The organism is Haloarcula sp. Atlit-7R (assembly GCF_003666065.1).
Lineage (GTDB): Archaea > Halobacteriota > Halobacteria > Halobacteriales > Haloarculaceae > Haloarcula > Haloarcula taiwanensis.
Window position 1 is genome coordinate 111712 of sequence record NZ_QXIK01000005.1, and the last position, 25611, is coordinate 137322.

At 63.6% G+C, this 25611-nt stretch carries 27 protein-coding genes; 15 read left to right on the forward strand and 12 right to left on the reverse strand.

Annotation, left to right across the window (positions count from 1 at the left end; translation table 11 throughout):
* The first annotated feature begins 24 nt into the window (after positions 1-24).
* From ftsZ to D3D01_RS12425, 5 genes are all read left to right on the forward strand, one after another.
* The gene (gene ftsZ / locus D3D01_RS12405) at positions 25-1185 is read left to right on the forward strand and encodes a cell division protein FtsZ (RefSeq protein WP_121512387.1); all 1161 of its coding nucleotides are present in this window, start codon (positions 25-27) and stop codon (positions 1183-1185) included.
* A gap of 126 nt (positions 1186-1311) precedes the next feature.
* On the forward strand, positions 1312-2550 hold the full coding sequence (locus D3D01_RS12410; RefSeq protein ID WP_233563345.1) for an ABC transporter substrate-binding protein: 1239 nt from the start codon (positions 1312-1314) through the stop codon (positions 2548-2550).
* Positions 2547-5000, forward strand: a complete 2454-nt coding sequence (locus tag D3D01_RS12415) for a methyl-accepting chemotaxis protein (protein ID WP_121512389.1) — start codon at positions 2547-2549, stop codon at positions 4998-5000. The genes D3D01_RS12410 and D3D01_RS12415 overlap by 4 nt, the downstream gene beginning before the upstream one ends.
* A 140-nt stretch (positions 5001-5140) precedes the next feature.
* Positions 5141-5320, forward strand: coding sequence for a protein translocase SEC61 complex subunit gamma (locus tag D3D01_RS12420; RefSeq protein WP_004516835.1), 180 nt, complete (start codon positions 5141-5143; stop codon positions 5318-5320).
* A gap of 4 nt (positions 5321-5324) precedes the next feature.
* Positions 5325-5762 carry a transcription elongation factor Spt5 gene (locus D3D01_RS12425; RefSeq protein WP_053968046.1) on the forward strand — a complete coding sequence of 146 codons (438 nt, stop codon included), beginning with the start codon at positions 5325-5327 and terminating at the stop codon, positions 5760-5762.
* Between the two features lie 120 nt (positions 5763-5882).
* On the opposite strand, the gene D3D01_RS12430 is transcribed toward D3D01_RS12425, so the two are convergent.
* Complete coding sequence (locus D3D01_RS12430; RefSeq protein WP_121512390.1) at positions 5883-6182, reverse strand: hypothetical protein; 300 nt, start codon at positions 6180-6182, stop codon at positions 5883-5885.
* Between the two features lie 115 nt (positions 6183-6297).
* Between D3D01_RS12430 and D3D01_RS12435 the strand changes: the two genes are divergently transcribed.
* The gene (locus D3D01_RS12435; RefSeq protein WP_121512391.1) at positions 6298-7059 is read left to right on the forward strand and encodes a PHP-associated domain-containing protein; all 762 of its coding nucleotides are present in this window, start codon (positions 6298-6300) and stop codon (positions 7057-7059) included.
* Here D3D01_RS12435 and D3D01_RS12440 read toward each other — a convergent pair.
* Together D3D01_RS12440 and D3D01_RS12445 are read right to left on the reverse strand one after the other, a co-directional pair.
* The gene (locus D3D01_RS12440) at positions 7056-7562 is read right to left on the reverse strand and encodes a metal-dependent hydrolase (RefSeq protein ID WP_101349934.1); all 507 of its coding nucleotides are present in this window, start codon (positions 7560-7562) and stop codon (positions 7056-7058) included. The two genes, D3D01_RS12435 and D3D01_RS12440, sit on opposite strands and share 4 nt — an antisense overlap.
* 36 nt (positions 7563-7598) lie before the next feature.
* Entirely contained in the window at positions 7599-8108 is a 510-nt protein-coding gene (locus tag D3D01_RS12445; protein WP_101349933.1) for a CinA family protein, read from the reverse strand.
* Between the two features lie 78 nt (positions 8109-8186).
* On the opposite strand from D3D01_RS12445, the gene D3D01_RS24090 reads away from it, so the two are divergent.
* Complete coding sequence (locus tag D3D01_RS24090; RefSeq protein ID WP_198560230.1) at positions 8187-8330, forward strand: hypothetical protein; 144 nt, start codon at positions 8187-8189, stop codon at positions 8328-8330.
* Between the two features lie 38 nt (positions 8331-8368).
* Positions 8369-9487 (forward strand): pyridoxal phosphate-dependent aminotransferase, encoded by a 1119-nt coding sequence (locus tag D3D01_RS12450; RefSeq protein WP_121512392.1) that lies wholly within the window; start codon positions 8369-8371, stop codon positions 9485-9487.
* A 15-nt stretch (positions 9488-9502) separates the two neighbouring features.
* Here D3D01_RS12450 and citE read toward each other — a convergent pair whose 3' ends face one another.
* From citE to glmS, 5 genes are read right to left on the reverse strand one after another with little or no spacing between them, the layout of a single operon-like run.
* Positions 9503-10543 carry an L-malyl-CoA/beta-methylmalyl-CoA lyase gene (gene citE / locus D3D01_RS12455; RefSeq protein WP_121512393.1) on the reverse strand — a complete coding sequence of 347 codons (1041 nt, stop codon included), beginning with the start codon at positions 10541-10543 and terminating at the stop codon, positions 9503-9505.
* Positions 10540-11616, reverse strand: a complete 1077-nt coding sequence (gene mch, locus D3D01_RS12460) for a 2-methylfumaryl-CoA hydratase (RefSeq protein WP_121512394.1) — start codon at positions 11614-11616, stop codon at positions 10540-10542. The genes citE and mch overlap by 4 nt, the downstream gene beginning before the upstream one ends.
* Positions 11609-12877 carry a methylaspartate ammonia-lyase gene (locus tag D3D01_RS12465; protein WP_121512395.1) on the reverse strand — a complete coding sequence of 423 codons (1269 nt, stop codon included), beginning with the start codon at positions 12875-12877 and terminating at the stop codon, positions 11609-11611. Before D3D01_RS12465 ends, mch begins: the two co-directional genes overlap by 8 nt.
* Positions 12867-14330, reverse strand: coding sequence for a methylaspartate mutase subunit E (locus D3D01_RS12470; protein WP_101349928.1), 1464 nt, complete (start codon positions 14328-14330; stop codon positions 12867-12869). Before D3D01_RS12470 ends, D3D01_RS12465 begins: the two co-directional genes overlap by 11 nt.
* Before the next feature lie 2 nt (positions 14331-14332).
* Entirely contained in the window at positions 14333-14773 is a 441-nt protein-coding gene (gene glmS / locus D3D01_RS12475; protein ID WP_121512396.1) for a methylaspartate mutase subunit S, read from the reverse strand.
* A gap of 121 nt (positions 14774-14894) precedes the next feature.
* On the opposite strand from glmS, the gene mct reads away from it, so the two are divergent.
* From mct to D3D01_RS12500, 6 genes are all read left to right on the forward strand, one after another.
* Positions 14895-16085: a succinyl-CoA:mesaconate CoA-transferase gene (gene mct / locus D3D01_RS12480; protein ID WP_121512397.1), complete on the forward strand. Its 1191-nt coding sequence runs from the start codon at positions 14895-14897 to the stop codon at positions 16083-16085.
* 70 nt (positions 16086-16155) lie between these two features.
* Positions 16156-16596: a TRAM domain-containing protein gene (locus D3D01_RS12485; RefSeq protein WP_121512398.1), complete on the forward strand. Its 441-nt coding sequence runs from the start codon at positions 16156-16158 to the stop codon at positions 16594-16596.
* 202 nt (positions 16597-16798) lie between these two features.
* Positions 16799-17359, forward strand: a complete 561-nt coding sequence (locus D3D01_RS12490; RefSeq protein WP_004516850.1) for a TATA-box-binding protein — start codon at positions 16799-16801, stop codon at positions 17357-17359.
* Between the two features lie 140 nt (positions 17360-17499).
* Positions 17500-19947 (forward strand): ATP-dependent DNA helicase, encoded by a 2448-nt coding sequence (locus D3D01_RS12495; RefSeq protein WP_121512399.1) that lies wholly within the window; start codon positions 17500-17502, stop codon positions 19945-19947.
* A gap of 75 nt (positions 19948-20022) precedes the next feature.
* Positions 20023-20184, forward strand: a complete 162-nt coding sequence (locus D3D01_RS24095; protein ID WP_004516852.1) for a hypothetical protein — start codon at positions 20023-20025, stop codon at positions 20182-20184.
* Positions 20185-20235: 51 nt separating this feature from the next.
* Positions 20236-21327, forward strand: coding sequence for a TRC40/GET3/ArsA family transport-energizing ATPase (locus D3D01_RS12500; protein WP_121512400.1), 1092 nt, complete (start codon positions 20236-20238; stop codon positions 21325-21327).
* A 19-nt stretch (positions 21328-21346) separates the two neighbouring features.
* On the opposite strand, the gene D3D01_RS12505 is transcribed toward D3D01_RS12500, so the two are convergent.
* The 4 genes from D3D01_RS12505 to D3D01_RS12520 all read right to left on the reverse strand — a co-directional run bounded on the left by D3D01_RS12505 (position 21347) and on the right by D3D01_RS12520 (position 25042).
* On the reverse strand, positions 21347-22171 hold the full coding sequence (locus D3D01_RS12505) for an SDR family NAD(P)-dependent oxidoreductase (protein WP_121512401.1): 825 nt from the start codon (positions 22169-22171) through the stop codon (positions 21347-21349).
* A gap of 66 nt (positions 22172-22237) precedes the next feature.
* Entirely contained in the window at positions 22238-23044 is an 807-nt protein-coding gene (locus D3D01_RS12510; protein WP_199725392.1) for an endonuclease V, read from the reverse strand.
* Positions 23045-23046: 2 nt separating this feature from the next.
* Positions 23047-23967, reverse strand: a complete 921-nt coding sequence (locus D3D01_RS12515; RefSeq protein WP_121512403.1) for a rhomboid family intramembrane serine protease — start codon at positions 23965-23967, stop codon at positions 23047-23049.
* A gap of 130 nt (positions 23968-24097) precedes the next feature.
* On the reverse strand, positions 24098-25042 hold the full coding sequence (locus D3D01_RS12520) for a response regulator (protein ID WP_121512404.1): 945 nt from the start codon (positions 25040-25042) through the stop codon (positions 24098-24100).
* A gap of 405 nt (positions 25043-25447) precedes the next feature.
* Between D3D01_RS12520 and D3D01_RS24845 the strand changes: the two genes are divergently transcribed.
* Positions 25448-25582, forward strand: coding sequence for a hypothetical protein (locus tag D3D01_RS24845; protein WP_255410435.1), 135 nt, complete (start codon positions 25448-25450; stop codon positions 25580-25582).
* Positions 25583-25611: the final 29 nt, after the last annotated feature.

A 25611-nucleotide genomic window follows, 5' to 3' on the forward strand; every position in this document is an offset into this window, starting at 1 on the left:
TCGTCTGCAAGGACGCTTTAAATTATGGATTCGATAATTGACGACGCTATCGACGAGGCAGAACAAGACGGGGAGGACGCGGACAGAGGAACTGTCAACGAAACTACATCATCGCCGTCACAGGACATGTCGACGTCGGGGACGATGTCCGACGAGGAACTGGCAAGCGTCGTCAAAGACCTGGAGACGAAGATCACGGTTGTCGGCTGTGGCGGTGCCGGCGGGAACACGGTCACCCGGATGATGGAGGAAGGCATCCACGGGGCCAAGCTCGTCGCCGCGAACACTGACGCACAGCACCTCGCCGACGAGGTGGCCGCCGACACCAAGATTCTCATCGGCCGCAAGCGAACCGGCGGCCGCGGGGCCGGTTCAGTCCCGAAGATCGGTGAGGAGGCCGCACAGGAGGATATCGAGGATATCCAGCAGTCTATCGACGGCTCGGATATGGTGTTTGTCACCGCCGGTCTCGGTGGCGGCACCGGGACTGGCGCGGCCCCGGTGGTCGCACAGGCCGCACAGGAAGCCGGCGCACTCACCATCTCCATCGTCACGATTCCGTTCACCGCGGAGGGTGAGCGCCGCCGTGCAAACGCCGACGCCGGACTCGAACGGCTCCGCTCCGTCTCTGACACGGTCATCGTCGTCCCGAACGACCGCCTGCTCGACTACGCGCCCAGCATGCCGCTGCAGGACGCGTTCAAGATTTGCGACCGTGTGCTGATGCGCTCGGTCAAGGGGATGACCGAACTGATCACCAAGCCCGGCCTCGTCAACGTGGACTTCGCCGACGTTCGCACCATCATGGAGAACGGCGGCGTCGCCATGATCGGCCTCGGCGAATCCGACTCTGAGAACAAGGCTCAGGACTCCATCCGCTCGGCGCTTCGCTCGCCATTACTCGACGTGGAATTCGACGGTGCGAACTCCGCGCTCGTCAACGTCGTTGGCGGCCCCGACATGAGCATCGAGGAAGCCGAGGGCGTCGTCGAGGAGATTTACGACCGCATCGACCCCGACGCTCGCATCATCTGGGGCGCGTCGGTCAACAACGAGTTCGAGGGCAAGATGGAGACGATGATCGTCGTCACCGGCGTCGAGAGTCCACAGATCTACGGTCAGAGCGAGGCCGAACAGGAGAAGGCCGCCCAGCAACTCGGCGAAGACATCGACTACGTCGACTAATCTGCCTCGCCGCCTCGGTTTTATTTTCCTCTAATCGCCGTTACGTGCCGCTCTATCTACATTTTTGCTATCATAAATGATACTCCCGCCGAAAAGCGTTTATCCGGAAATTCAGACTCTCTGTTCATGTACTCGGATTCGAGGCGTGGTGTACTCAAAAAATGTCTGGCAGCCGGGGGTTTGGGCATCTCATCTGGCTGCCTTGGGTCCCTGAGCGGGAGCGGTGGCACTGTGCAGTTCGGCGCGCTCCTCCCGCTCAGTGGTGCGCTCGCCCCACTCGGGCAACACGGCAAGCGCATGGTTGAGCAGGCAGCAAGCGATGTCAACGCGGCCGGTGGTATCCGCGGGAATGATGTCGAAGTGACCATCCTTGACACTGAAGCGAACGCCGAAACCGCTGTCGAGCAGTACGGGACACTCGTCGACCGAGGTGTCATTGGTTTCGTCGGTGGCCTCGTCAGTGACGCGTCGCTCGCTCTCGCGCCGGAGGCGGCCAGCGACGAGATTATGGAGGTCAGCCCCGCCAGTACTGCCCCGCAGCTATCGACTGCCGGTCGAGCCAACGGGCGGAAATACTTCGGCCGAACGGTGCCAAGCGACGGGACGCAAGCGGTGGTGATGGCGAAGGTCGTCGACGACCCGCTGTATGTCGGTGCGGACTCCGTCGCGCTACTGAGCATCGATAACTCGTTCGGTGCCGGACTGGCGGACGCACAGCGTGAGGTGCTGGACGCCGAGGTTGTCGCCGATGTGCGGTACGACCCGTCGTCGGAGTCGTTCGACGACACGCTTGCGGACGTATTCCAGAACGACCCTGATGCCGTCAGCTTCACCAGTGTCTCCGGGCAGGAGCGGGGCATCCTCGATTCATACAGCCAGTCGGAGTACGATGTCCCGTGGGTGTTGTCTGCAGGGATGTTCGGTGGCGACCTCCCGTCGTACTACGACGGGTTCTACAGCGCGTCGCTGTCCTCTGCACGGACGCAAGCGTACTTCGAACTCGTCCGTCGGCTCTCAGATATCGACCAGCCCAGAGCGTACTCGGTCAACGCGTATGACGCGCTGTTTTTGATGGCGTGTGCCGCCGAACAGGCCGGTGAAGCCAGCGGCCCGGCAATCGCCGAGACCATTCAGTCGGTTTCCGGCGGGTCTGGACACACTGTTTCGGTCGGCGACTTCGGTCGTGTTCGGTCACTCACCGAGGCAGGTCGAGCGGTGAATTATCAGGGCGCGTCCGGAAGCGTTGACCTGACGGCGAACCTCGAACCGCTGAGTTCGTACCTGATCGAACGGGTCACGAACGGGTCGGTCGAGTCGCTGGAGCTACTGCAGTCACGATTCTTCAAATCAGGAGGCAATCAATGAGTTCACTCCCCAGCCGGCTGGTACAGGCGACGGAACGTGCGCTCCCTGACGCTATTCGGCGGCGCTACGCCGCGAAGTTCGGTGTCCTGTTGCTCGGTGTGGTCGTCATCCTCGCCCTCGGCGGCGCGGCGATCCACCTCGACACGGGCTCGCTGGTCGAGTCACAGACCGAGGAGCAGATCCTCGGCGTTGCGGAGTCTCAGTCCAGTTCCGTGTCAAGCTGGGTCTCGAACAAGCAATCCACGGCATCGTTCCTCGCGGCGTCTATCGGCGACCGGTCCGAGTCAACCTCGGATACAGAACACCAGCGGTGGCTCGAACAGAAGCTCATCGGGCTTCCCGGAGACGTCCGGGCGCTGCATTACGTCGACGCTGCTGACGGCACAGTCACCGCCAGCACTGACGACGACCTGAACGGCGTCGCACTGAGCGACGTTGACGACCCGTGGACGGACGCGAGTGGTGCAGTCGTCTCGTCAGGACCGACGGACACGTCCGAAGCATACCAGAGCGGTAATGAATCAGTCATCGCGTTCGTTCAGCATGTCTCTGGCAGCGACGAATACGTCGTACTGACGGCGTCGCTTGAGGCGCGCTCTCATGAGTTCACGTCACCGTTTGCGACGGGCGACGTGAAAGTCGTCGGGTCAGGTGGCCAGATCATACTCGACAACCGGAAAAGCTCGATTCTCGAAGAGTACGCGGCAACCGGAGACGCGACCGATACGAGCGTTGAGGCGGCGCTGAACGGCGAAACCGGTTACAAATCCGTCTCTGCCAGAACGGGCATGGAAGACGGAAAGTACGTGATGGCGTACACGCCGGTGACCGGCACTGAATGGGCGTTGCTGTATCACGTGCCCCAGGACCGCGCGTTCGCACTGCAGTCGGCTGTCTCCCAGAACATTGCGCTTCTGCTTGCGCTTGCCGTCGGGGCGCTGTTCGTCGTCGGCGTGACAATCGGACGCGGAACCGCGAACGCACTCGCCCGTGTCGCTGAAAGCGCAGAGGATATCGCCGCAGGTGAGATCAACAGCACCCTCCCGGAGACTACTCGCGTCGACGAGATGGGACAGCTGTACGACTCCTTCGCATCGATGCAGGCGTATCTGACGACCGCCGCAGACCAGGCCGACGCGCTCGCTGCAAAGCGGTTCGACGACCCGGCGCTGGACGAGAGCATCCCCGGCGAGTTCGGTGCGGCGCTAGAGGAGATGGGCGAGGACATCCAGGCGTTGATTACCGACGTCGAGGCTGCCAGAGATGAGGCGGAGGCGGCAAAAGAAGACGCCGAGTCGATGGCAGCCGCCCTCGAAGCCAAGGCGGCCGAGTTCAGCAAAGTGATGGACAAGTCGGCAGACGGGGACCTCACCCAGCGGATGGCCACCGATAGCGACTACGACGCGATGGTCGACATCGCGGAAAGTTTCAACGAGATGATTGCGGAACTCGAACGGACAGTCAACCGCATCGAAGGGTTCGCCGGCACTGTCGACAGCTCGACGGAGACGATCTCCGCGAGCGCACAGGAAGTGCGGTCGGCCAGCGAGTCGGTGAGTGAGTCGGTGCAACAGATCGCCGAAGGCGCTGACGAGCAAAACCGGAACATCCAGCAGGTGAGCGACGAGATGACCGACCTGTCGGCGACCGTCGAGGAAATCACCTCGTCGACCGACGAAGTCGCGTCGAAGTCCCAGCAGGCCGTCAACGACGGCGAGTCCGGCCGCGAATACGCCGAGCAGGCCGCCGCCGAAATCGAGGCGCTCGAACGGAAGTCCACCGAAGCTATCGAACAGGTGGAGTCCCTCGCAGAGGAGATGGAGCGCATCGGCGAGGTTACGACGCTTATCGACGAAATCGCTGAACAGACGAATATGCTCGCGCTCAACGCGAACATCGAAGCTGCGCGGGCCGGTGAGGCGGGCGAAGGGTTCGCCGTCGTGGCCCGCGAGATCAAGACGCTCGCCGAGGAAACGCAGGAAGCGACGACTGATATCGAGTCGATGATCGACGACATCCGGTCCCGGACGGACACCACCGTCGAGGACATGCAGGAGATGGGTGAGAGCGTCGACACCGGGAAAGAGACGGTCGAGAACGCGACCGACGCGCTGACCAGTATCGTCCAGCAGGTCAACGAGGCCAACGACGGTGTGCAGGCTATCAGCGACGCGACTGACGAACAGGCCGCCTCGATGGAAGAAGTCGTCTCGATGGCCGAGGAAGTCGGCTCGATCAGCGAGGAGACATCCGCCGAGGCAGAAAACGTCGCCGCGTCTGCCGAGGAACAGACGGCGTCGATCACGGAGGTCACCGAGAAGATACAGTCGCTCTCCAGTCAGGCGACTGACCTCAAGGAGCTTATCGACCAGTTCGAAACCGACGATGCCGGTGACGGGAGCGACCTGGGGACCCACGGAGCGGGCGGAACTGCGCTGACTGACGACTGACCGAACGGGTTCTGTACGCCCGTTCCGGGGTGTCGGCCCTTCTGTCGACTACGCTTTTCAGCGACGCGATACGCTGTGAGCGGTTCGAGTCGTCGCCGCGCACCACAATATAGAAAAGCCACCAGTGGGTACGACCCGCTATGGACGTTCCATACGATCTCACCTCCTACATCCGCGTACTCAAACTGGCGAGTACGCCGTCGTGGGAGGAGTTCTCCCAGATCGCGAAAATCGCCGGCGCGGGCATCGCGCTGGTCGGACTGCTCGGGTTCATCATCTTCGCCGTGATGACCTTCGTACCAGGCAGCAAGCCGGTGTAAACCGATGGGTATCTACGCAGTCAAAACCACGGCCAGCCAGGAACGCACCGTCGCGGACATGATCATCTCCCGGGAAGAAGACGAGATTCACGCCGCGCTCGCGCCGGACTCGCTGACGAGTTACGTGATGGTGGAAGCCGACGACGCTGCGGTGTTCGACCGTATCCTCGACGAGATTCCCCACGCCAACGGCGTCGTGCAGGGCGAGTCCTCGATGGCGGAAGTCGAGCACTTCCTCTCCCCGAAACCGGACGTAGAAGGGATCGCAGAGGGCGACATCGTCGAACTCATCGCTGGCCCGTTCAAGGGCGAGAAGGCACAGGTCCAGCGCATCGACGAGGGCAAGGACCAGGTCACCGTCGAACTGTACGAGGCGACGGTCCCGATTCCGGTTACCGTGCGTGGTGACCAGATTCGGGTTCTTGACTCCGAAGAGCGGTAGCTCTCCGTTCACCTCGAATCGGCGCGGAGTAAGCCGCGAGAAAGCGATTACATAACGGTTTTAAATTGTTTCCAGTCACCACTGTGCAGGTCAGGCGACGCGGTAAAACAACGGCAGTCGCTACGCTTCGCCGCCTTCCAGTCGGTCGATGACTTCGCTCATGTTGGCGGCGGCCTCGACGGACTCCTTGATCTGTTCGCGGCGGCGGACCTCGGCGGCGGAGGCGTCGTAGGCGCGAACGTACTCCGCGCGGGAGTGTTCGTCGAACGCGTGCTTGATAGCGAAGTAGCCGTCGGGGACAACGGTACCACAGACCTTGCACTCGATGCGGTCGTGTTCGACCGACTGGTGGATGATGAGCTCCTCGACGCGGTCGAACTGTCTGTCGTCCCCTTCGATGTCGCACTCCCAGCGTGGCATTTGCTCAGTGGCAGGCGACGCGGGGTTAAAAACGTTGGCTGCCACCTGTCAGCCGTCTGTCTCGCAGACTGCCGAAACGGAAACCCCTAATGGCAGTACGGAGTTAGCGTCGACCGTGCAACCCGAGGGGTACGCCGTTGATCTCCACGTGAAAGTACTCGACGACCGGGTCGTCGAGCGCGCGAAGGCACGTGGCCTCGACGGGCTGGTGTACGCGCCGCATTTCACGCGGCTCCCGGAGATACGGCGGCAAGCAGAGGCGTTTTCCGACGAAGAGCTGACAGTGTTTCCAGCCAGAGAGATCTTTACTGGCACCTGGCAACAGCGCCGGCACGTACTGGCCATCGGTCTCGGAGAGCCGATTCCAGATTTCATTACCTTCGACGGCGCGATGCGAGAGCTGGACCGCCAAGACGCCGCCGTCCTCGTCCCCCATCCCGGCTTTCTCAACGTCAGTCTTGGACTGGATGATATTGAAGCGTATGAGGACAGTATCGACGCGCTGGAAGTGTACAACCCCAAACAACTGGCCCACCACCGGGACCGCGCGCAGTCGTTCACGTCGGAAACCGGTCACGAGCCGTTCGTCTCGTCGTATGCCCACGTCCGTGGGACTGTCGGTGAGGCGTACGTGACCTTTGCCGAGGCGTTCGACGACGTGGCGGCGCTCAGTACGGCGCTGAAAAACGACGTTGAGCGGTCACTGTTCCATCGCGACGGGCTCTCACACGATCTCCGGCGGGCGGTCGAGTGGGCACATCTGGGGCTAGAAAACACGTGGGGCAAGTTCGACCGGCTGATGCTGCAGGGGACCGAGCCGACGCACCCCGACCATGTCGCGTACGACGGTCGGTTCAACGACGTGAAGGTGTACTAAACCAGAAATGCGCTGTTGTCGACGACGAAGGTTCTGACCACCGGCGGCAGGTACTGCGGGAGGACGTGGACGAGGAGGGCGACCGCGAGCAGTTCGAAGGCGGTAATCACGACGGTAACAGCTTCGGCGCGGTCGCTGGACGTTGTCACGCCCGTCGGTGAGCCGTACTCCGTGTCCGAGATGGGGTAAAACAGCGCGATGCCCCGACGGGAGCCGAAGTAGTCCAGCACGTAATGCGTGAGGACACCGAGCCACACCCACTGGAGATTGCCGCCGTGATACAGTGGGTGGGCCAGGAATATGATGAGGACGGGAATGTTGTGCAGCGTCTTGCGGTGCTTGCCGAAGGCCGTATCGACATCGGGGAACAGTGCGCCCAGGACGATGGGAAGAAACACTTCCGCGATTGTCGCGAAAGTTGTCACGTCGCCCGAAGGGTCGAGAACGTACCCCAGTCCGATGCTCAGGAGGACGGCGTTCAGGACGTGCCCACGTTTGTTCATCTACCTGACCGTCTGTGTCCCGACTGAAAGGGCTTACTACTCCTGTAGGGCGGTTTCCAGGTCCCGGAGCGCCTGTGTCGCGATGGCCGCCTTGACCTCGCGACGGGTGCCGTCGAACTCGTAGCGGGACACCGTCACGCCGGACTCGTTTGTCCCCCACGGCGCGGCTTCGGCGACGGCGATGTAGACCGTCCCGACGGGCGTCTCCGGTGTGCCACCGTCGGGGCCGGCGACGCCGGTCGTGGCGACGCCCCAGTCGGTTCGGGCAGTGTCGCGAACGCCCTGAGCCATCTCCGCTGCGACCGGTTCTGACACTGCACCGTGAGCATCCAGTGATTCCCGCGAGACGGCCAGCAGTTCCCGCTTGGCCTCGTAGGAGTAGGTGACCAGCGAGCGGTCGAAGTAGTCGCTTGAGCCGGGGATGTCCGTTATTTTTGAGCCAACAAGGCCACCGGTACAGGACTCCGCGGTAGCGACTGTGGCATCAGCTTCTCGGAGACGCTTGCCGACGCGCTTCTCGACTGGGTTCGCTGTGTCGTCTGCCATTGGCGGTAGTTGTCGTGACGGGCGAATAAGCGTTCATGGCAGGCCGGGGTATTTCAGTTCGGAGACACAACTGCGGGTATGAGCTATCAGACGACGCTTGGCTGGTCACTCGTTACGTCGGGCCTCGTGACGCTGTTCCTCTGGGTCCTGCCGGGGTCGGACCTCCTGTGGGGACTGCTGTTGCTGGCGGCTGGCGGGCTGACGCTGTACGTCCGCCAATAGACAGAAAAACAGACGGGGCCGGCGGCCACAGAACCCGTATGGACTACACGGAACCCCAGTTCTTCCGGGTCATGCAGTACGCGGCCCGGGCCGACCGGGACGTGGTGGACATGGTGTCGGGCAATCCCGACTGGGACCCGCCGGAGGGCCTTCGGGACGGGCTCAGGGACTACGCCGAGGCCCCAGCCGACGACTACCAGTATCCGCCCAGCGTCGGGCTGACGCCGCTCCGCGACGAAATCGCCGCTCGGCGGGGCGTGGACCGAAACCGCGTCCTCGTCACCAACGGCGCGGGCGAGGCGAACCACCTCACGATGACCGGCGGGCTCCACTACTTCGATGGCAACGAGATTCTCCTGACTGACCCCGTTTACCCCTACTACGCCGGCCGGGCGAACTTCATCGGCGCGGACATCTCGTTCGTCCCGGTCGACGACCACAACCGACTCGCTCCCTCGGACGTGCGGGCGGCCGCGAGCGAGGAGACGGCCGTCATCGTCGTCAATTCGCCGAACAACCCCACCGGCGCGGTGTACGACGCCGACGCGATAGCCGAGTTCGCGGCCATCGCCGAGGAGTACGACGCCCTGCTGCTCAGCGACGAGGTGTACGACCACTTCGACTACGCGGGCCAGTTCAGTTCGGCGCTGCACGCCGACTCCGACCACGTCGTCGCCACCAACTCCCTCTCGAAGACGATGGCAATAACGGGATTCAGGGTCGGCTACGCGGTCTTCCCACCGGAAGACGGTCCCACGGGCTCGCTTCTGGAGCGTGCTCGCACCCAGCACATGCTCACGAACGTCACCGGAAGCCGGCCGGCCCAGTACGCCGTTTTGCGGGCACTGAAGACGACGAGTCCGGACTACTACGCCGCCTGCCGACGGCGGCTCGAAAAGCGCGTCGACAAGTTCTGTACCGCACTGGCAGAGGCCGGGGCCGAGTACAACCGCCCGGAAGGCGGCTTCTACGTGATGGCGCGGTTCCCCGACTTCCCTGGGTCGTTCGAGAACGTGTACGAACTCATCGATGAGGCCGGCGTCGCCGGGATGCCCGGCGAAGCGTTCGGCGAGTCCAGAAGCGACTGGGTCAGATTTGCGCTGGTGACACCACGGGTCGACGAGGCAGCCCAACGGCTGGCGAACTATTTCGAATAAAAAGCTGTTGCTGACTTAGCCGAAAATAAGCTCCACGTCTCTCGCTCGTGCCAGCAGGTCGTCATTGTAGTACTCCTCGGTCTGGAGGGGATGGGTCTCGTCGATAGCTCTGACAGTTTTGACGGTGTTTGCGAAGTTCTTGTAGGTCGCTTCGTCGACCATCTGGCCGTCGACGACGACCGCGCCAGTCCCCTCCCGTTTGGCCTCGTTGAACGACTCTATCTTGTGGAGGTCCCGCTCCAGTTCCTTGGTCGTGGGCATGTGGATGCGGTTGGCCTGCTCGGTCTGCTTGGGATGGAGCGACCACGAGCCGTCGATGCCGATGGTCGCCTCGTGTTCGACCTGGTCGGCGTAGCCCTCGGCGTTGTAGTAGGTGACGCCGGCCCGTTCGTGAAACAGCTGGTCGAAGGGGCCGCCGATGGCGACGATGTCGGCCGCGCTCGTCTCGTTCGAGAGCGCCTCCAGCAGGCCGTCCCAGCGGGGCCGCTCGCCGTCGAGCGCGCGGCCGCCGAGTTCCGCCGTGTAGTCGACCGGCCCGAACACGAGCCCGGAGAGCCGGGATTCGGCGGCGTACTGGCAGATTTCCCGGAGGTCCGAGCGGCCGGGGGCCGTTTCGAGAATGATTGCCATTTCCAGCGTCCCTTCAGCAAGCCCGGCGTCGCGCTCGGCGTCGGCGACGACCCCCGCGGCGTCACGCACGTCGTCGAGCCGACCGGTTTTCGGGAAGACAAAGCCGTCGAGTTCCTCGCCGACCGCCTCGGCCAGACGAGTCACCTGCTCGATGCCGCGTTCGCGGGCGTCGGCGTCGTCGTAGGCCCACTCCACGCGCGGGAGGATGTCCCCAGCGAACTCGTCGGCGTGGTCGGGGACATGCTCGACGATGTTGTCGACGGCTTCCCCTTTCATTGACGGGGCGGTGCCGTCCTCGATGTCGGGGACGAGCCAGTCGGGGGCCTGGAACCCCTCGCTGGTGAGCCCCGAAACGAGGAACTTCGCGCTGTTGTCGTTCGGTATCGCGGCCGGTGCGGTCTGGAAGGTGCGGCAGAGTCGTGTCATGTGTCTCGCTGGATGAGTGCGGTTCGCCGGCCCGAGTAGACCGGGGTCTGGTCCTGGTTGAACGCGACGTGTTCGAAGGTGACCGCGCCGGCCCGCTCCGGCCCGGCCTCGGGGTCACAGTCGAGGACGCGCGTGAAGCCGTAGACGGTGTCGCCGAGCGTGACGAAGTCGTGGAACCGCTCGTCAGCGAACCGCTGCTCGCGGTATGTCGCTTCGTCGGAGCGGGCGTGGGCCAGCGCAATCGAGCGAGTCACGTCGCCGTACGCGACGATGTCACCCGACGGCGAGTCCGCCATCTCGTCGCGGTTGTGGTGCTGGCGCGCGGTGTTGAGCGTCGCCAGCGGCAGGCCGGCGACCAACTGGTCGTCCATCGTCCGCCCGCGCTCGTGGCGGTAGGCGACGGCGGCGTTCTCTGCGTCGGCGCGGTCGAGGGCTGCCTGAAAGTCCTCGAAACGTTCGCCGTCAGGCGTGAGGAGCGTGTCGGGGAGCGTCGGACCGCCCTCGTCTTGCTCGCCGACCGCGCCGCCGTCGGTCGCCGCCGGCTCGCGGCGCGGAATCATGTTCGTTCGCCGGTAGGACACCAGCGTTTCGCCCGTCTCGCGGTTCCGGCCCGCTGTCTCCCACGTCACGATGCCGTACTTCGGCCGGGACGAGGACGTACGTGTGTCGACGACGGTCGAGGTGACCGACAGCGGCGTGCCTGCCGTTGCCGGTCTGTGAAATTCCACGTCGTCGCGCCCCAGGAAGTAGCCGCCCTTCTCCGAGAGGTCCTCGACGGTGACGCCCATCACGCACGCCAGCAGGTAGTCCGGGTGGACCGGGCGCTTCTCGAAGCCGCGCTCCGCTGCGGTGTCGGCCCGCCAGTACGCCGGGTCGTGGTTGAGCGTCTGGCCCATCCACTGCTCGCTGCCGTGGTGGGAGAGACGCAGGCCGGGGTCGTGAGCGAGTTCGTCGCCCTCCGAAAAGAACTCGAAGAAGTGGCCCTTCTCCCGGGTGTCGGCGCGGTCAAGCAGCGCGTCGAACGTCTCGCCGTCCGAGAGGTCCATGGCGTCGGGGTCGGACCACTCAGTCATCGGCCGGCACCTCCCGGGCGGCGTCTCGTCTGGCAAGCGCCCGGCGCATCTCGTTGGTGACCACCATGAAGCCCTCGTCGAAGCCCATCCCGGGCTTTGCGAGCACTTGCGCGGCGTCGGTCGCCAGCGCGACGTGGGCGCAGGCCCGCGCCGAGGTGACCGTCTCGTTGCAGGTCCCGCCGACGTAGGCGCGGGTGTCCGTCCCGTCGCAGTACAGCACCGCTTCGGCCGAGCGCTGGATGCCGCCCAGATCCGGCGTCTTCACCTGGACCAAGTCGGCCGCCTCCGCGTCGACGAACGCCTGCACGTCCTCGAAGGTGTTACACCACTCGTCGGCGACGATGTCCACGTCGACGCCAGCATCGGCCAGTCCCTCGCGGAGTTCGGCCATTCGGGATATCTGCTCCGCCCGCCCGCCGGCGTCCATCGGGCCCTCCACTTGTAGGGGATACGGCGCGGCTGCCTCCCGAAGCGTCTCGAAGTAGTCTATCACCTCGGTCCGGTCGTACGGCGGGCCCAGCACCTTGCCGAGGATGCCGTACACGTCGACGTGGAAGCGCGGCGAGTACGGCTCCGGCCCGAGCGTCGTCGCCCGGTCAGAGAGCCACGCGAGATAGTCTCGCAGCCCTTCGCCGTCCTCTCCGACCTTCTCGACGCTGTTGAACAGGCCGTGTGGCAGCACCGGAACGCCCTTGATGAGCATCTTTTCGGCGTTGATACGCCGCTCGTCGCCCGACTGGCCGAACACCGGGACCGGAGAGGTCGCCGGCTCGGTCTCGTAGGTGTCTGCAAGTACGTCCGTCGGCGTCACGCCCCGCGCTTGCGCGGCGGCGTTCAGCAGCGCCTGCGACACACCGTAGCGGACCGCCGTGTGCAGCTGGTCGCCGCCCGAGCGCTGGGCGCTCATCTCCTCCAGCATCGTCGCGTTGGCCCCGAACTCCGTCGAATCCTGCCCGCGGAGGGCGTCGGCGACGGGCCCCTCGACGACCGGGCGGTACTTCTCGGCCCGGAACAGCGGGTCGCGGCCGCCTGCACCGGAGTACTGGACCGCGGCGCAGTCGCCGGTCGCGACCGTGCCGTCCGCGAGTTCGAGTTCGACGATGAGCGCCTCGCCGGCCTCGCGGATGCGGTCGAACCCCTCGGTCACGGGCTGGCCGTCGTAGGCGAACCCGGACTGTGTCGCGCCGTCCTTGATGGCCCGCTGGTCGTCGAAGAAAAAGCCCGACAGACCCGGGACTGTTCGAACGTCCTCAATCCGCATCGCTGGCCCCCCCTGCGGGCTTGCTGTCACCCGTTGGACGCCCGATGAGCTTCCCGTCGCTGATGGCGTCCACGTCGTCGGCGACCATCCGGAACGACTGGTCGCGGCCCTCGGTCTCGGCCCGCTCGCCGAGCCGGGCGGCGTGAATCTCCTTGATCTCGTCAGGGAGCGCGAGGTCCGCGAACTCGAAAATGCGGACCCGGCCGTCGTCGTCTCTGGCCGGCAATACCGCCCCCTTGGCGGCGTCGCTCGGCGCGAACGGCACGTCCAGCGCGCCGCTGTCGAAGGCGTTGATGACTCCCTGTGCCACGTCGCCGTCGCCGGCTTCGTAGATAGCGTCCATCAGGTGGCGCGTCTCCCGTTCGATGAGCGCCTGTTCCTCTTCGATACCCCCGAGGTCGATGTCCTGTTCTATCATCATGTCGATGAGCTGTCTCGTCGTTCGCAGTCCGGCCGCGTTGGCCTCCTTCGTCGGCACGCCCTGGAATTCCTGGGCGGACTTCGTGATGACTTTGTCCGGCTGGGCGACGGCCGCCGTCGCGCCGCCGAGGCTGATGACGCCGTTAGCGCGGGCCTCGTCCGGCGGGAAACCGCCCATCCACTCGTGGAAGACGGTCGTGACTGTCACCTCGTCACGGAGGTACTCGTTGCCGAGCTTCCGCAGGGCGCGCAGCGCCGCCACGTCCTGCACGAGGTTTCCGACCTGTCCGTAGCCCAGCGTGAGCGACCGGACGCCCTGTGTCGCAGCGAGTTCGCCCTCGACGAGCATCACCGCAATGGCAATGCTCGGCGGGACGAGCGTGCCCGTCAGCGGGCCGAACGGTTCGCGGTTGATGGTGACGCCGCGCTCGGTGTAGGCCCCACAGAGCCGGTCGACGAACTGCCAGTGCTCGATGGTCGTCGCGAGGTCGTGCCGTTTCGTGTACGGAATGTTGTAGGATATCGGCCCGCCCTCGAAACTCTGGAAGCCGCCGGCGAGCGTGACCATCGCCAGCAGTCGGGCGTCCGGCGTGCCGTGCCGGACCTCGACTGGTGCGTCGAGCGCACGGATGAGCCGGCGGCAGTCCTCCACACCGTGGTTGACCGCCGGGAACCCGTTCAGTTCGTTCTCGTCGCTGCCGCGGGAGGCGGCCAGTCCCTCCTCGGCCTTCTCGTACTCGTTGTCCCGCGTGTACGAGTCGATGGTCGTCGGCAGGAGGTCCGCGCCACCCTCGTCCTGCAGGTACCGCAGCAGATCGATCTGTTCTTCGAGGCAGGGAACGCCCGCCCGTGGCTGGAGGAGCGGCTGGTCGGCGGATTCCAGCACTTTGGCGAACTGTTTCGAGGCCGGCAGTGACTCGTGGAAGGCAATAGCCTCCTCGAAGTCGACTTCGCGGCCCGTGTGCCAGTTGTCTCTGAGGTCGTTTGCGATGCGCTGTAGCTGGTCGTCGCTGAGTCGCTCGTCAGTTGGCATAGTCACCCGTCAACCCTGATATGCTCCGCCTCTGTTGTCGTCAGTTGCAGGTCTTCGCGGAGCATTTCGATTGCCTCCTCCGGGTCCGTCTCCGCGTCGAAGACGCGGTCGAAACCCATCTGTCGGAAGGTCGCCTGCGTCTCCTCGAAGTCGGACTGTCCAACGGCGAGGTTCCCGCCGACGTAGGTGAGCACGTCGAGTCCAGCGTCGTCGAACTTGTCGTGCAGCCCCTCGCAGTCCTGGCGGGCGTGCCCGTATAGCGAGGATACCAGTACCGCCTCGGCGTCGTGAGATTTCGCGGCGGAGACGAACTCGTCCTGTGCGGTCTGGACGCCGAGGTTGATGACCTCGAAGCCAGCGGCCGAGAGCGCCTGCTCTAGAATCGTGATGCCGACGACGTGCGCGTCGGAGCCAATCACGCCGAGGATAACGGTCCGGGGCATGTACTACGTCGTCGTCGTCGGGCAGTGATAAACCTAATGGTCTTTCATGATAATATGGCCTTAAAGAATTTATAACGGACGTTCAAGAAGGTTTATGCGGCCGCCCCGTCGTGGTTTTTGCATGGGTGCGCTTGACGACTTGCGTGTGCTCGACCTGACACAGGTCCTCGCCGGACCGTACTGCACGATGTTGCTCGCGGACATGGGCGCGGACGTGGTAAAGGTCGAACGCCCCGGCGGCGACCTCATCAGGTCGAACCCACCGTTCGTGAACGACGGCGATGAAGAGGCTTACGGCGGGTATTTCCAGAGCGTCAACCGTGGGAAACGCTCGCTCGAACTCGATCTGGAGGCCGATGAAGACCGCGAGGCGTTCCTTTCGCTCGTCGAGCGCGCAGACGTGGTGGTCGAGAACTTCAAGGCCAGCACGATGGAGAAGTTCGACTGCGGCTACGAGACGCTGCGAGAACACAACCCAGACCTCATCTACTCCTCGATCCGGGGCTTTGGCGACCCGCGGACGGGCGAAACTCACCGGCAGGGCCAGCCTTCGTTCGACCTCATTGCACAGGCGCTGGGCGGCGTCATGGAAATCACCGGCCAGTCGGATGGCCCTCCGACGAAGGTCGGCCCCGGCGTCGGCGACCTCTTCACCGCCGTGCTGAACGCCGTCGGCATCCTCGCGGCCGTCCATCACCGCGAGCGTACTGGTGAAGGGCAATACGTCGATACAGCGATGTACGACTCGATGGTGTCACTATGTGAGCGGACGGTGTACCAGTACTCCTGTGACGGCGAGTCACCGACCCGGCAGGGGAACTCCCACCCAACGCTGTTCCCGTACGACTCCTTCGAGGCTGCCGATGGCCACGTCGTCATCGCGGCGTTCGCCGACGGCCACTGGGAGGCACTGTGTGAGGCGATGGAGCGCCCGGACCTCGCCGCGGACTACCCCGACGCCGGCAGCCGGCTCGCAAACCGGGAGTCCTTGCGCCGCGAGATCGCTGACTGGACCGCCACCATCGACTCGGAGACGCTCCTCGGTCTGCTCGAAGGGCGTGTGCCGGCCGCGCCAGTCCAGAACACCGCGGACATCTTCGAAGACCCCCACATCCACGACCGGGAGATGCTCGCCGAGGTGGAGCAACCCGGCGCGGAGAGCCAGATGACCATCGCTGGCAGTCCGATAAAGATGACCGAGACGATGCCCTCACCTAGTGGTCGCGCACCGCTGCTAGACGAGCACAGGACGGAACTGCTCGACGAAGCCGGGGTCGGGACAGAAACGAATCGCGTCGAAGGCGACGACTAATCGACAACTGCCGGCAATTTTCACCACAACAGGGCAGGACCATTATCTATCATGAGCCGTAGAATAGGCTATGGTCGAAGTTCCAGACGCGCTCAGTACATTGTTCAGTGCCCAAATAGAGACTGACGGGGACCGATATATTGTCGAAATTCCGAAAAGTGAAGTCTCCCACGGCGCAGTTTCACCGGGCGAGACCTACCGTGTCGGCCTGCTTTCGCAGGTCGACGCCGGCTCATCGACGGCAACCCCGACACAGACGGCCAAACAGGAGACCGACCCGGGCCGGGTCGACACTGGCGTCCCGCAGCCGCCGGTCGACGAGGGCGAAATCCGAAACGTGACCATCGAATCGCTCGGCGATCAGGGCGACGGCATTGCCAAGGTCGAACGCGGATACGTCGTCATCGTCCCCGACGGCGAACCGGGCGACTCACCGACCGTCGAAATCGAGACCGTACAGGAAAACGTCGCGTTCGCGAGCGTCGTCGACAACGACGGTCGGACCGTATAGCGCTACAGGTTCGTTTTTAGCGGCCCAGTGACGGCCGGGCCGGCAGCCTGAAGGGCAGGAATACCCGGCCAACGCAGAAGCGCTCAACCGACAGACACCTACTTGAATGGAATCTGTCGGACGTGGTAGAGGTCGAAGAACGACTAGTAATCACAGCATCACAAACGTTTATATGATTTAAATCCGGTATTTAAAACACTATATGGTCGACCCAAAAGAGAGCATTGACATCGAAAATGTCGTTGCTTCGACCGGTATCGGACAAGAACTCGACCTTGAGAGCGTCGCGATGGACCTGGAAGGCGCCGACTACGACCCCGAGCAGTTCCCGGGCCTCGTCTATCGGACACAGGACCCGAAATCCGCCGCGCTCATCTTCCGGTCGGGCAAGATCGTCTGCACGGGTGCGAAATCCACGGACGATGTCCACCAGAGCCTGCGCATCGTCTTCGATAAGCTCCGTGACCTGAACATCCAGGTCGACGATGACCCGGAAATCGTCGTCCAGAACATTGTCAGTTCCGCGGACCTCGGGAGTTCGCTCAACCTCAACGCCATCGCTATCGGCCTCGGGCTGGAGAACATCGAGTACGAGCCGGAGCAGTTCCCGGGTCTCGTCTACCGGCTCGACGAACCCGACGTGGTCGCGCTGCTGTTCGGTTCGGGGAAGCTCGTCGTCACTGGTGGCAAGCGAAAGGAAGACGCCGAAGAAGCCGTCGATACTATCGTCGAGCGGCTCAGCGACCTCGGTCTGCTGGACTAACGGCTCAGTGCCGGTGACTGGACGGCAGTCAGTCACAGCCCGTTTTTCCGTTCACTGCGGTTCTGACGCGATTCGCACTGAGCAACTGCGACGGCGAGGAACCCTGCGGTTCAAATACGAAGGCGACTAACCCCGGTTCAATGGCAGACCCTGCCTCGACGGGCACGGAGTCCTGGCGCACGTATTTCGGCTTCGACGAGCCGTACGAGAATCAGGCCGACGCCGTCGAGCGAGCCATCGAGGCGGGCAAGGCACGCGGCTTTCTCGCAATGGAAGGGCCATGCGGGACCGGCAAGACGATGGCCGCGCTCACCGCCGGCGCGACGCTGGTTCGCGATACGGACCTGTACGAGCGGATGGTCGTCGTCACGCCGGTCAAACAGCAACTCCAGCAGTTTGTCGACGACCTGCGAGCGCTCAACGCCGGTATCGAGGAGCCTTTCGACGGCATCTCGCTGGTCGGCAAACGCGACCTCTGCCCGTACGGTCGTGAGGGTCAGTTCCCGGACGACGTAGGTACGCACGACCGGTGTGAGGACCTCAGGGAGACGACAGCGCGGTTAGTCGAAGACGATGGGCGCTCGGACGGCGCGGCTGTCGCAGACGCCGCAATCGACGGTGAGGCCGACGACGACCAGTGGTGGGACCCACGGAAAGGACAGGACCTTGCCGCGGCCGCGCGCCCCGACGCGGCCGAGCAGTCGACCCTCGGTGACGACACGCTCTCGACCGCGGGCGCGGCCTCACCGTACCGGCGGGCCCAGCCAACGGCCCCGGAGTCGCTGGCAGAGGGATCAGACCCGCCGCTATACTGTCCGTTCGAGGCGGACTGGTACGCCCGCAACAAGGGTTCGCCCGTCGATTTCTCCGCCGGGGAGGGGCACGTCGTGACGATGGACGACTACCTCCCAGCGGCGACGGAACGAGGGACCTGTCCCCACCGGGTAATGAGCGTGCTGCTGAACGAGGCCGATGTTATCGTCGGGAACTACAATCACCTGTTCGACCCGGGCTCTCGCCCGCTCCTGTCAGACGTGCTCGACGACCAGACGCTCGTCATCGTCGACGAGGCCCATCGGCTCGAAGAGCGCGTGCGGGACCTCCTGTCGGACCGCATCGGCCGCCAGACCATCGTGCAGGCGCGCAACGACTGTAACATGCTGATTCAGCGCGCCCAGCAGAGCGCCGACCACAAGGCGCAGGTGCGCGAGGTGCTGTCCGCTCGGGAGGTCCCGCTGGACGCGGTCGACCAAGCCCGGAAGTTCTACGACGACCTCGTGCGGTGGCTCGACGACCGCATCGAGTCGTTCCTTGACACCGAACACGAGGGCTGGCGCGCGGACCCGTCGACCCTGCCGGAACACGATAGGGAGATTCCGCTCCGGGACCCCGACACGGTTGAGCAGGACGAACTGACCGAGTGGGCCGAGCGCAAGGGCTACGACGGGTCGCTCTGGCGCTCGCTGTCGAAAGTTGGGGCCGCGGTCGAGGACGCAATCGACCAACTGGGCCTGACCCGCCAGCCGGTGTGTGCCGCCGTCGGCGTGCTGGCCGGGCAATGGTGGGAGCGCGACCACGCGACGTTCCTCCGAGAGATTGAACTGGAGCACTCACCGAACCACGGACAGGGTCTCGATGTCGACTACCAGACCGTGTACACGCCGGGTCTAGTGTGTTACAACTGTATGCCAGCGACGGCCCTGCGGAACGTCTTCGACGAACTCGGGGGCGGTATTCTGATGAGTGCGACGCTGGAGCCGCTGGACGTGTTTACTCGCGTGTCGGGACTGGACTCGATGGCCGAGACAGGGTCAACTGCTCCGGACGAGCAATCCGGCGACGGACGGCCGGTCCGGTCGACGACCTACGATTTGCCGTTCCCGGCGGAAAACCGGGCATCGTACCTCGTCGACGCGACGCCGTTTACCGCCCGCAACCGCGGCGACCCCGAAACGATGCGACCGCTCGGGGAGCACTGGAACCCGACGCGCGACGAGTACGCACAGGCGCTGCGCGCGCTGGCCCGCTCACCCGGAAATGTGATGGTGGCGATGCCGAACTATCGGGAGGCGCGCTGGGCCGGCGCATACCTGCAAGAAGCCGTCGACAAGCCCGTTCTCGTTGACGAGTCATCGAGCAATGAGGAGACCGAGCGGCTGAAACGCGAGTTCTTCAGCGGCGACGGGAAGGTGATGGTCACGTCGACGCGCGGGACGCTGACTGAGGGTGTCGACTACGACGGGGAGAAGCTCTCGACCTGTGCGGTCGTCGGCATCCCGCTCGTGAACATCGGCTCGCCCCGCGTCCGAGGTGTCCAGCGAGCATACGGCGGCGCTTTCGGCGAGGACAACGCCTTCGAGTACGCCCTGACAGTGCCGGCTGTGCGGCGCGCGCGCCAGGCTATCGGCCGCGTCATCCGCGGCATCGACGAAGTCGGCGTGCGGGCACTGGTCGGCCGTCGGTACACACCGGACGCACGACATTCAGTGTATCCGTACCTGCCGGCGGGCGAGCGCGAGGAGTTCACTCGAATGACGCCGGACTTCCTTGCGAGCCAACTGGACTCATTCTGGGCCGACCACCGGTAACGCCGCCTGCGTATCAACCGGAAGAAATCGTTGGCAGCGGAAGGCATATACATCGTGGAACGAGTGTACCTATAGATGCCCGAGTGTCAGAACTGCGGCGAGTTCGTAACCGAGCAGTACGTACGGGTTTTCACACCAGAAGCCGTCGAGGGTCACGGTCCTCGGGTCTGTCCGAACTGTGAGGACAAACTCCGTGACGGCGCCGATGTCCGTGAAGCGCGGTCGTCGAGACAGTAGGACAACTCCTTTTCGGGAAGTACTCAAGGCCGGACGAGCGTAGCTTCTGGCATGAGCGAACTCGACGTCGAGGCGGTCGACGATATCGACGCACCCGCGGGAATCGACGCGGCGGAGTACGTTCTCTACGGCGGGAAAGGCGGCGTCGGCAAGACGACGTGTGCCGCAGCCACGGCGCTGGCCTCCGCGCGAGATGACACGGCGACGCTCGTCGTCTCCACAGACCCTGCCCACTCCCTGTCAGACACGCTAGATGCGGATATCCCGGCGACACCGACGCGCATCCGGGAAGATATTCCCCTCTACGCCGCAGAGATCGATCCGGAGGCCGCCGTGGGCGAGGGGCCCCTGGGCGTCGAGGAGGACGCACTGGGCGGTGTGGGCGAACTCCTCGGCGGCGGTGGGATGTTCGGTGGGGGTGCGGGCGGTGCGGCAGGTCCAAGCCAGGCCGAGGACCCTATCGGCGGCGAGGACGGACTGCTCGGTGGTTCGATGCCCGGAGCCGACGAAGCCGCGGCGCTCCGACTCCTGCTGGACTACGTCGACGACGACCGCTTTGACCGCGTCGTCATCGACACCGCGCCGACCGGCCACACGCTCCGACTGCTGGAACTCCCCGAGACGATGGATTCGATGGTCGGGAAGATTCTGCAACTCCGCGAGCGATTCTCGGGGATGATGGACAACCTCACTGGGATGTTCGGTGGCGATGACGACGAGGTCGACGCCGAAGCCGGCATCGAGGATCTTCAGGAGCTGTCGGACAGAATCGAGCACCTGCGGTCGATTCTGCAGGACCCCCGGAAGACGGACTTCCGCATCGTGATGGTGCCCGAGGAACTGTCTGTTGTCGAATCCGAGCGCTTGCTCGCTCAACTCGACGAGTTTAATATTCCGGTCAGCACCGTCGTCGTCAATCGGGTGATGCAGGACCCGAGCGAGGTGCTCGGCAAGGACGTGGACATCGCCGGTCCGAACCACGCCGACTGCGAGTTTTGCGCGCGGCGCTGGCAAGTCCAGCAAGACGCGCTGGCCCGATCACAGGACATGTTCCGCGGCCACGACGTGCGCCGAGTCCCGCTGTTCGCCGAAGAAGTGCGCGGCGAGCGCCTGTTGTCGGTTGTCGCGGCCTGTCTGGACTGAGAGAGGCGACAGCCGCGGCTTAGCTGGTCAGTTTCCGGATAACGCCGAACGCCGCGTCACGCCACCGAGCCGGCAGGTAATCGAGCATGAGCAGCAGTTGCGCGCCCTGCCCAACGGGATACCGCGGTTCGGGATCGCTGGCGTTGGCGGCATCGCGGATGGTCAGCGCGACTGTCCCGGGCGTGACCGAGAGCGCGTCCTGAATGCCGACGAGGCTCGAATCCGCATGGGCCTGATACAGCCAGTCGTACGCGCCGGACGTTTCCAGGTTGTCGAGTTCCTCGTCAGCGCGGTCGCTGAAGTTGGTTTCGACCGGCCCGGGTTCGACCAGCACCACGTCGATGCCGAACTCCTCGACTTCCATCCGGAGGGCGTCGCTGATGCCCTCCAGCGCGAACTTCGAGGCGGCGTAGCTCCCCTGGTTCGGGAACGCGATTCGGCCTGCAACGCTTGAGACGTTGACGATAGTGCCGTTCTCGCGGGCCCGCATGTGCGGGAGGGCCTCGCGGATGAGTCGATGCGGCCCGTAAAGATTCACGTCAAACTGCTCGTGGAGCGCCGCCGTCGACACGTCCTCGACTGCGCCGAACTGCGGATATCCGGCATTGTTCACGAGGCAGTCCAGCCGTCCCTCGGCGTCGACGAGCGCCTCGACGACCCGCTCGCACTCGCGGGGGTTCGTCACGTCGATTTCGGCGGTCTGACAGCCGTTTTCGGCGAGATCGTCGATGTCCGATTCCTCGCGAGCGGTCGCCCAGACAGTCCAGTCGTCGGCTAGGAACGCCTCGGCACTCGCCCGCCCGATACCCGAGGACGCTCCGGTAATCAGCACCGTCTTCGCCATGTGTTGGCCGGGAGAACACACCCCGGGAAGTTATACTGTCGGTTATCCGACGCAGATACCGTAGCATCACTCCACGGACGCCTTCGCCTCATCGGCGTAGCTGTCGGCCAGTCGGGTCGGCTCGGGGAGCTTGTAGCCGTCGGTGGTAGCGTCGACGATATCCGCCGCCGTGGATGCACTGACGCGATGGCCGGGGCTGACGATGAGCGGATTGATATACCGGTTCGGTGAATCGTACTGACGCGTCTGGAGCGCGTGACCGATAACCGTTCCATCAGGGCAGGTCTCAACGCTGTCGTCGGCAGTAATCGGAATCCGCGCCCCTTCCGGGTATGTCTCCTCGAGCGACTGCTCCGGCGTGCCACAGAGGAGATTCTTGGCGACGCCGACAGCTGGTACGTCCAGTGTGACGCCGATATGTGTCGCCAGTCCGGCTTCCCGGAAATGAATGCGGCCGCTGCCGTCGACCAGCACTACGTCGGGGTCAATCTCCAACTCCGCAAACGCGGCCAGGATTGCGCCGCCTTCACGGAACGACAGCAGGCCGGGAATGTACGGAATCTCGGTCTGCTCGACGGCGCTGACCCGCTCAACGACCTCGCCGCCACGCAGGACGACGATGGCCGAGATGGCCTTGTCGTCGACGAAGGCCTGGTCAACGCCGGCGACGAGCGGTGGGTCAGCGGCCCCGTCGCCAGTCCGCAGCGTCGTCTGGTCATCGACCGGTGCATCCCCAGCGGACGCGATGGTTTCGGGGGAGAAGTCCAGGTCGTCTTCGAACCGCGCATCCTCGGCGATGTCGCGTTGCAGCGCCTCCATCTCGGCCTGCGAGAGCGACGGGTCGGGGACGAACTCGGGGCGAACCAGCTGCATCGTCACGGACGACGCCGGCCGGGACCGCCCGGTCCACCGGGGCCGCCGCCACCGCCGAACTGTATCTGGCCGGGGATCCGGGCCTGTCCCTTTATTTTCTGGCCGTACCAGAGTCCGATGACGAGGCCGATGAGGTGGGCGAGGTGCGCGATGTTACCGCCGAGCAGGCCGGCCCCCATCGGATTGAGCGATCCGAAGATGCTCAACAGGAAGTAAAAGCCGGTGATGGCCCAGATCGGAACGGGAATCAAGAAGTACAGGTATACGCGGAGGTCAGGTTTCAAGACGGTCAGAAACGCCATAATCGCCAGCGCCGCGCCGCTGGCTCCGAGCACGCCGGCGGAAGTGCCCTGCACCATTTGAATTGCGATCTGTCCGAGGCCGGCCAGCGCGCCGGAAGCGAGGAAGAAGACCGCGAATTTCTTCGACCCGATCTGCTGCTCAACGATCCGGCCGAAGAAGTAGATGATAATCCCGTTCCCGAGGATGTGATAGAACCCGAAGGGAGCGTGTGAGAACACCGACGTGACCCAGGTCCAGACGTACTCGGGATTGTTCGGATGGAGGACGAACAGCGTCTGAAACGCGTCGCTGCCCAGAGAGAGAATGACAACGTGTTCGAGGATGAACACGATACCCATAATCGCCAGGAACAGGTACGTGACGTTCCCCCGGAAGTACGCCAGCGGCCCGCCGGGCCCGGTGTCGATACCGAGCCGGTCGGCGACGCCACCGGAGGTCTGACCGGTGTTTACACTCTCGTCGAACCCGCTGTCGAACACGCCGCCCGGATCGCTCCAGTTGTCAAGTCCGGGGCAATCGTGGGCCTCTGGCAGTCTGTGTTCCGCACAGTAGGTCCCACCACAGTGCCCGCACTGATACGGCATGTTCTCCTGCTTCCCACAGGCATCGCACTCCGACATTATACTACGGTAGGAGTGGGCCGTGGAAAGGGATTGTGCTTATACTGGGCCAGTCACCGGCAGACTACGATGATACTGCGATGTCTGAGTCCGAAAAGCAAAGGGCTGTACGCAGCAGCCAAACAGCGACTTACTCGCCAGTACCGGGATTGCTTTTGGCGTCTCGGAGCACGCCTATCCACGCCGGGTCGCCGTCGTACTCAATCGACCCGCCGGATACTTCGATGGGACGCGTTTCACCGTCGGCCTGTCGCCCCTCAAACTCCGAGTGGAACGTATCGAGCTCGTCTGACTCTGCTGTTCGGAGTGACTCAGGTAGTCTGTCGCCGTCGCCTTCCGCCGTGAGGAGGGCCGGAGACTCGTCGATGAGTTCACTCTGGTCATAGCCGAAAATATCAGCTAGCTTTTGGTTCACGTAGACAAACGCCCCGTCCTGAATGATACAGACGCCCGCAAGCTCCTGTTCAACGAGCCGCTGATACCACGAGAGGGCGTTCCAGAACCGCTGTTCGGTGCGATGTTGTTCGACAGCATTCTCGATTCGGTTGGCCAGGACATCGTACGTGTCTGACCTCCCTCCTTTTTGCATATAGTCCGTGACGCCCGACGCGATTGCCTCGCTGGCTATCTCCTCACTACCCTTGCCGGTAAACAGAATAAATGGGATGTCTTGATACTGCTCACGGACGAGTTCCAGAAACTCCAGTCCATCGGTGTTTGGCATATCGTAATCGCTGACAATACAGTCGACCTGCTCGCTCCGGAGGACGTCAAGCGCAGCGACGGCGCTGGTCTTGGTAACGACGTCGAACTTGTCGTTGATGCGTTCGAGATACATCTCGACCAGCTCACCGACCTGCGGATCATCATCGACGTGCAACACCGTACACTCCTGAGACTGCTCGACTTTCGCAAGTGGAACCGGAACCTCTGTCCGCAGCTCGTCGCGTCGGTCCACTGATTCCGTCCGGAGAAGCGGTGTATGGCGCGTTGCCGCGCGGCGGCTGCCGCTGATGACCGCACTGGACAGCTCAACTGTCTTGTCTCCGAGCCGCCACTGCTCCTCAGAAGTCATCCTTCCTCCGGGTGGTGTCGACAAAGCCGCCAGCAAGCAGCCATTCCATCAAACTGGTAGCGATTACCGCATACATCCGCCCTGCGTCCGGCCCCCGGAGCGAACCAGCAGGACATGTATCTCTCAGATAGTTATCATCCATTTTCCATTCATACATCAATACTAGACCCTGATTATCAATTACATACCAGACTACTAAACGCTACTGATGGGGGGTGTCGCTGGTTCCCTCTCATGTGTACGCACGACCGGTTCGTGCGCTACTCTCCTCTAAACGTGCGGTTCCAGTCTTTTGGATGTTAGTTTCTGGATTTAACTATTAATTCTATGCTTAATACAACATATAATATGTAGGTACTCTTCAAATAAATTTAATTATCTCCCACCCAATATCCAATTCGTATCATGTCCGATACTACCATGCGCGAATACCTCGCAGAGCACCCAAAAATGACCGGCGCGCTGTTCACCCTCCTGCTGCTACTGTCACAGGCGGGGACTGCAGCAGCTGCTAACAGTTCCAGCTACGTCGGTCCGTAGAATACACGCCAATTAGCGTCTATCAGTAG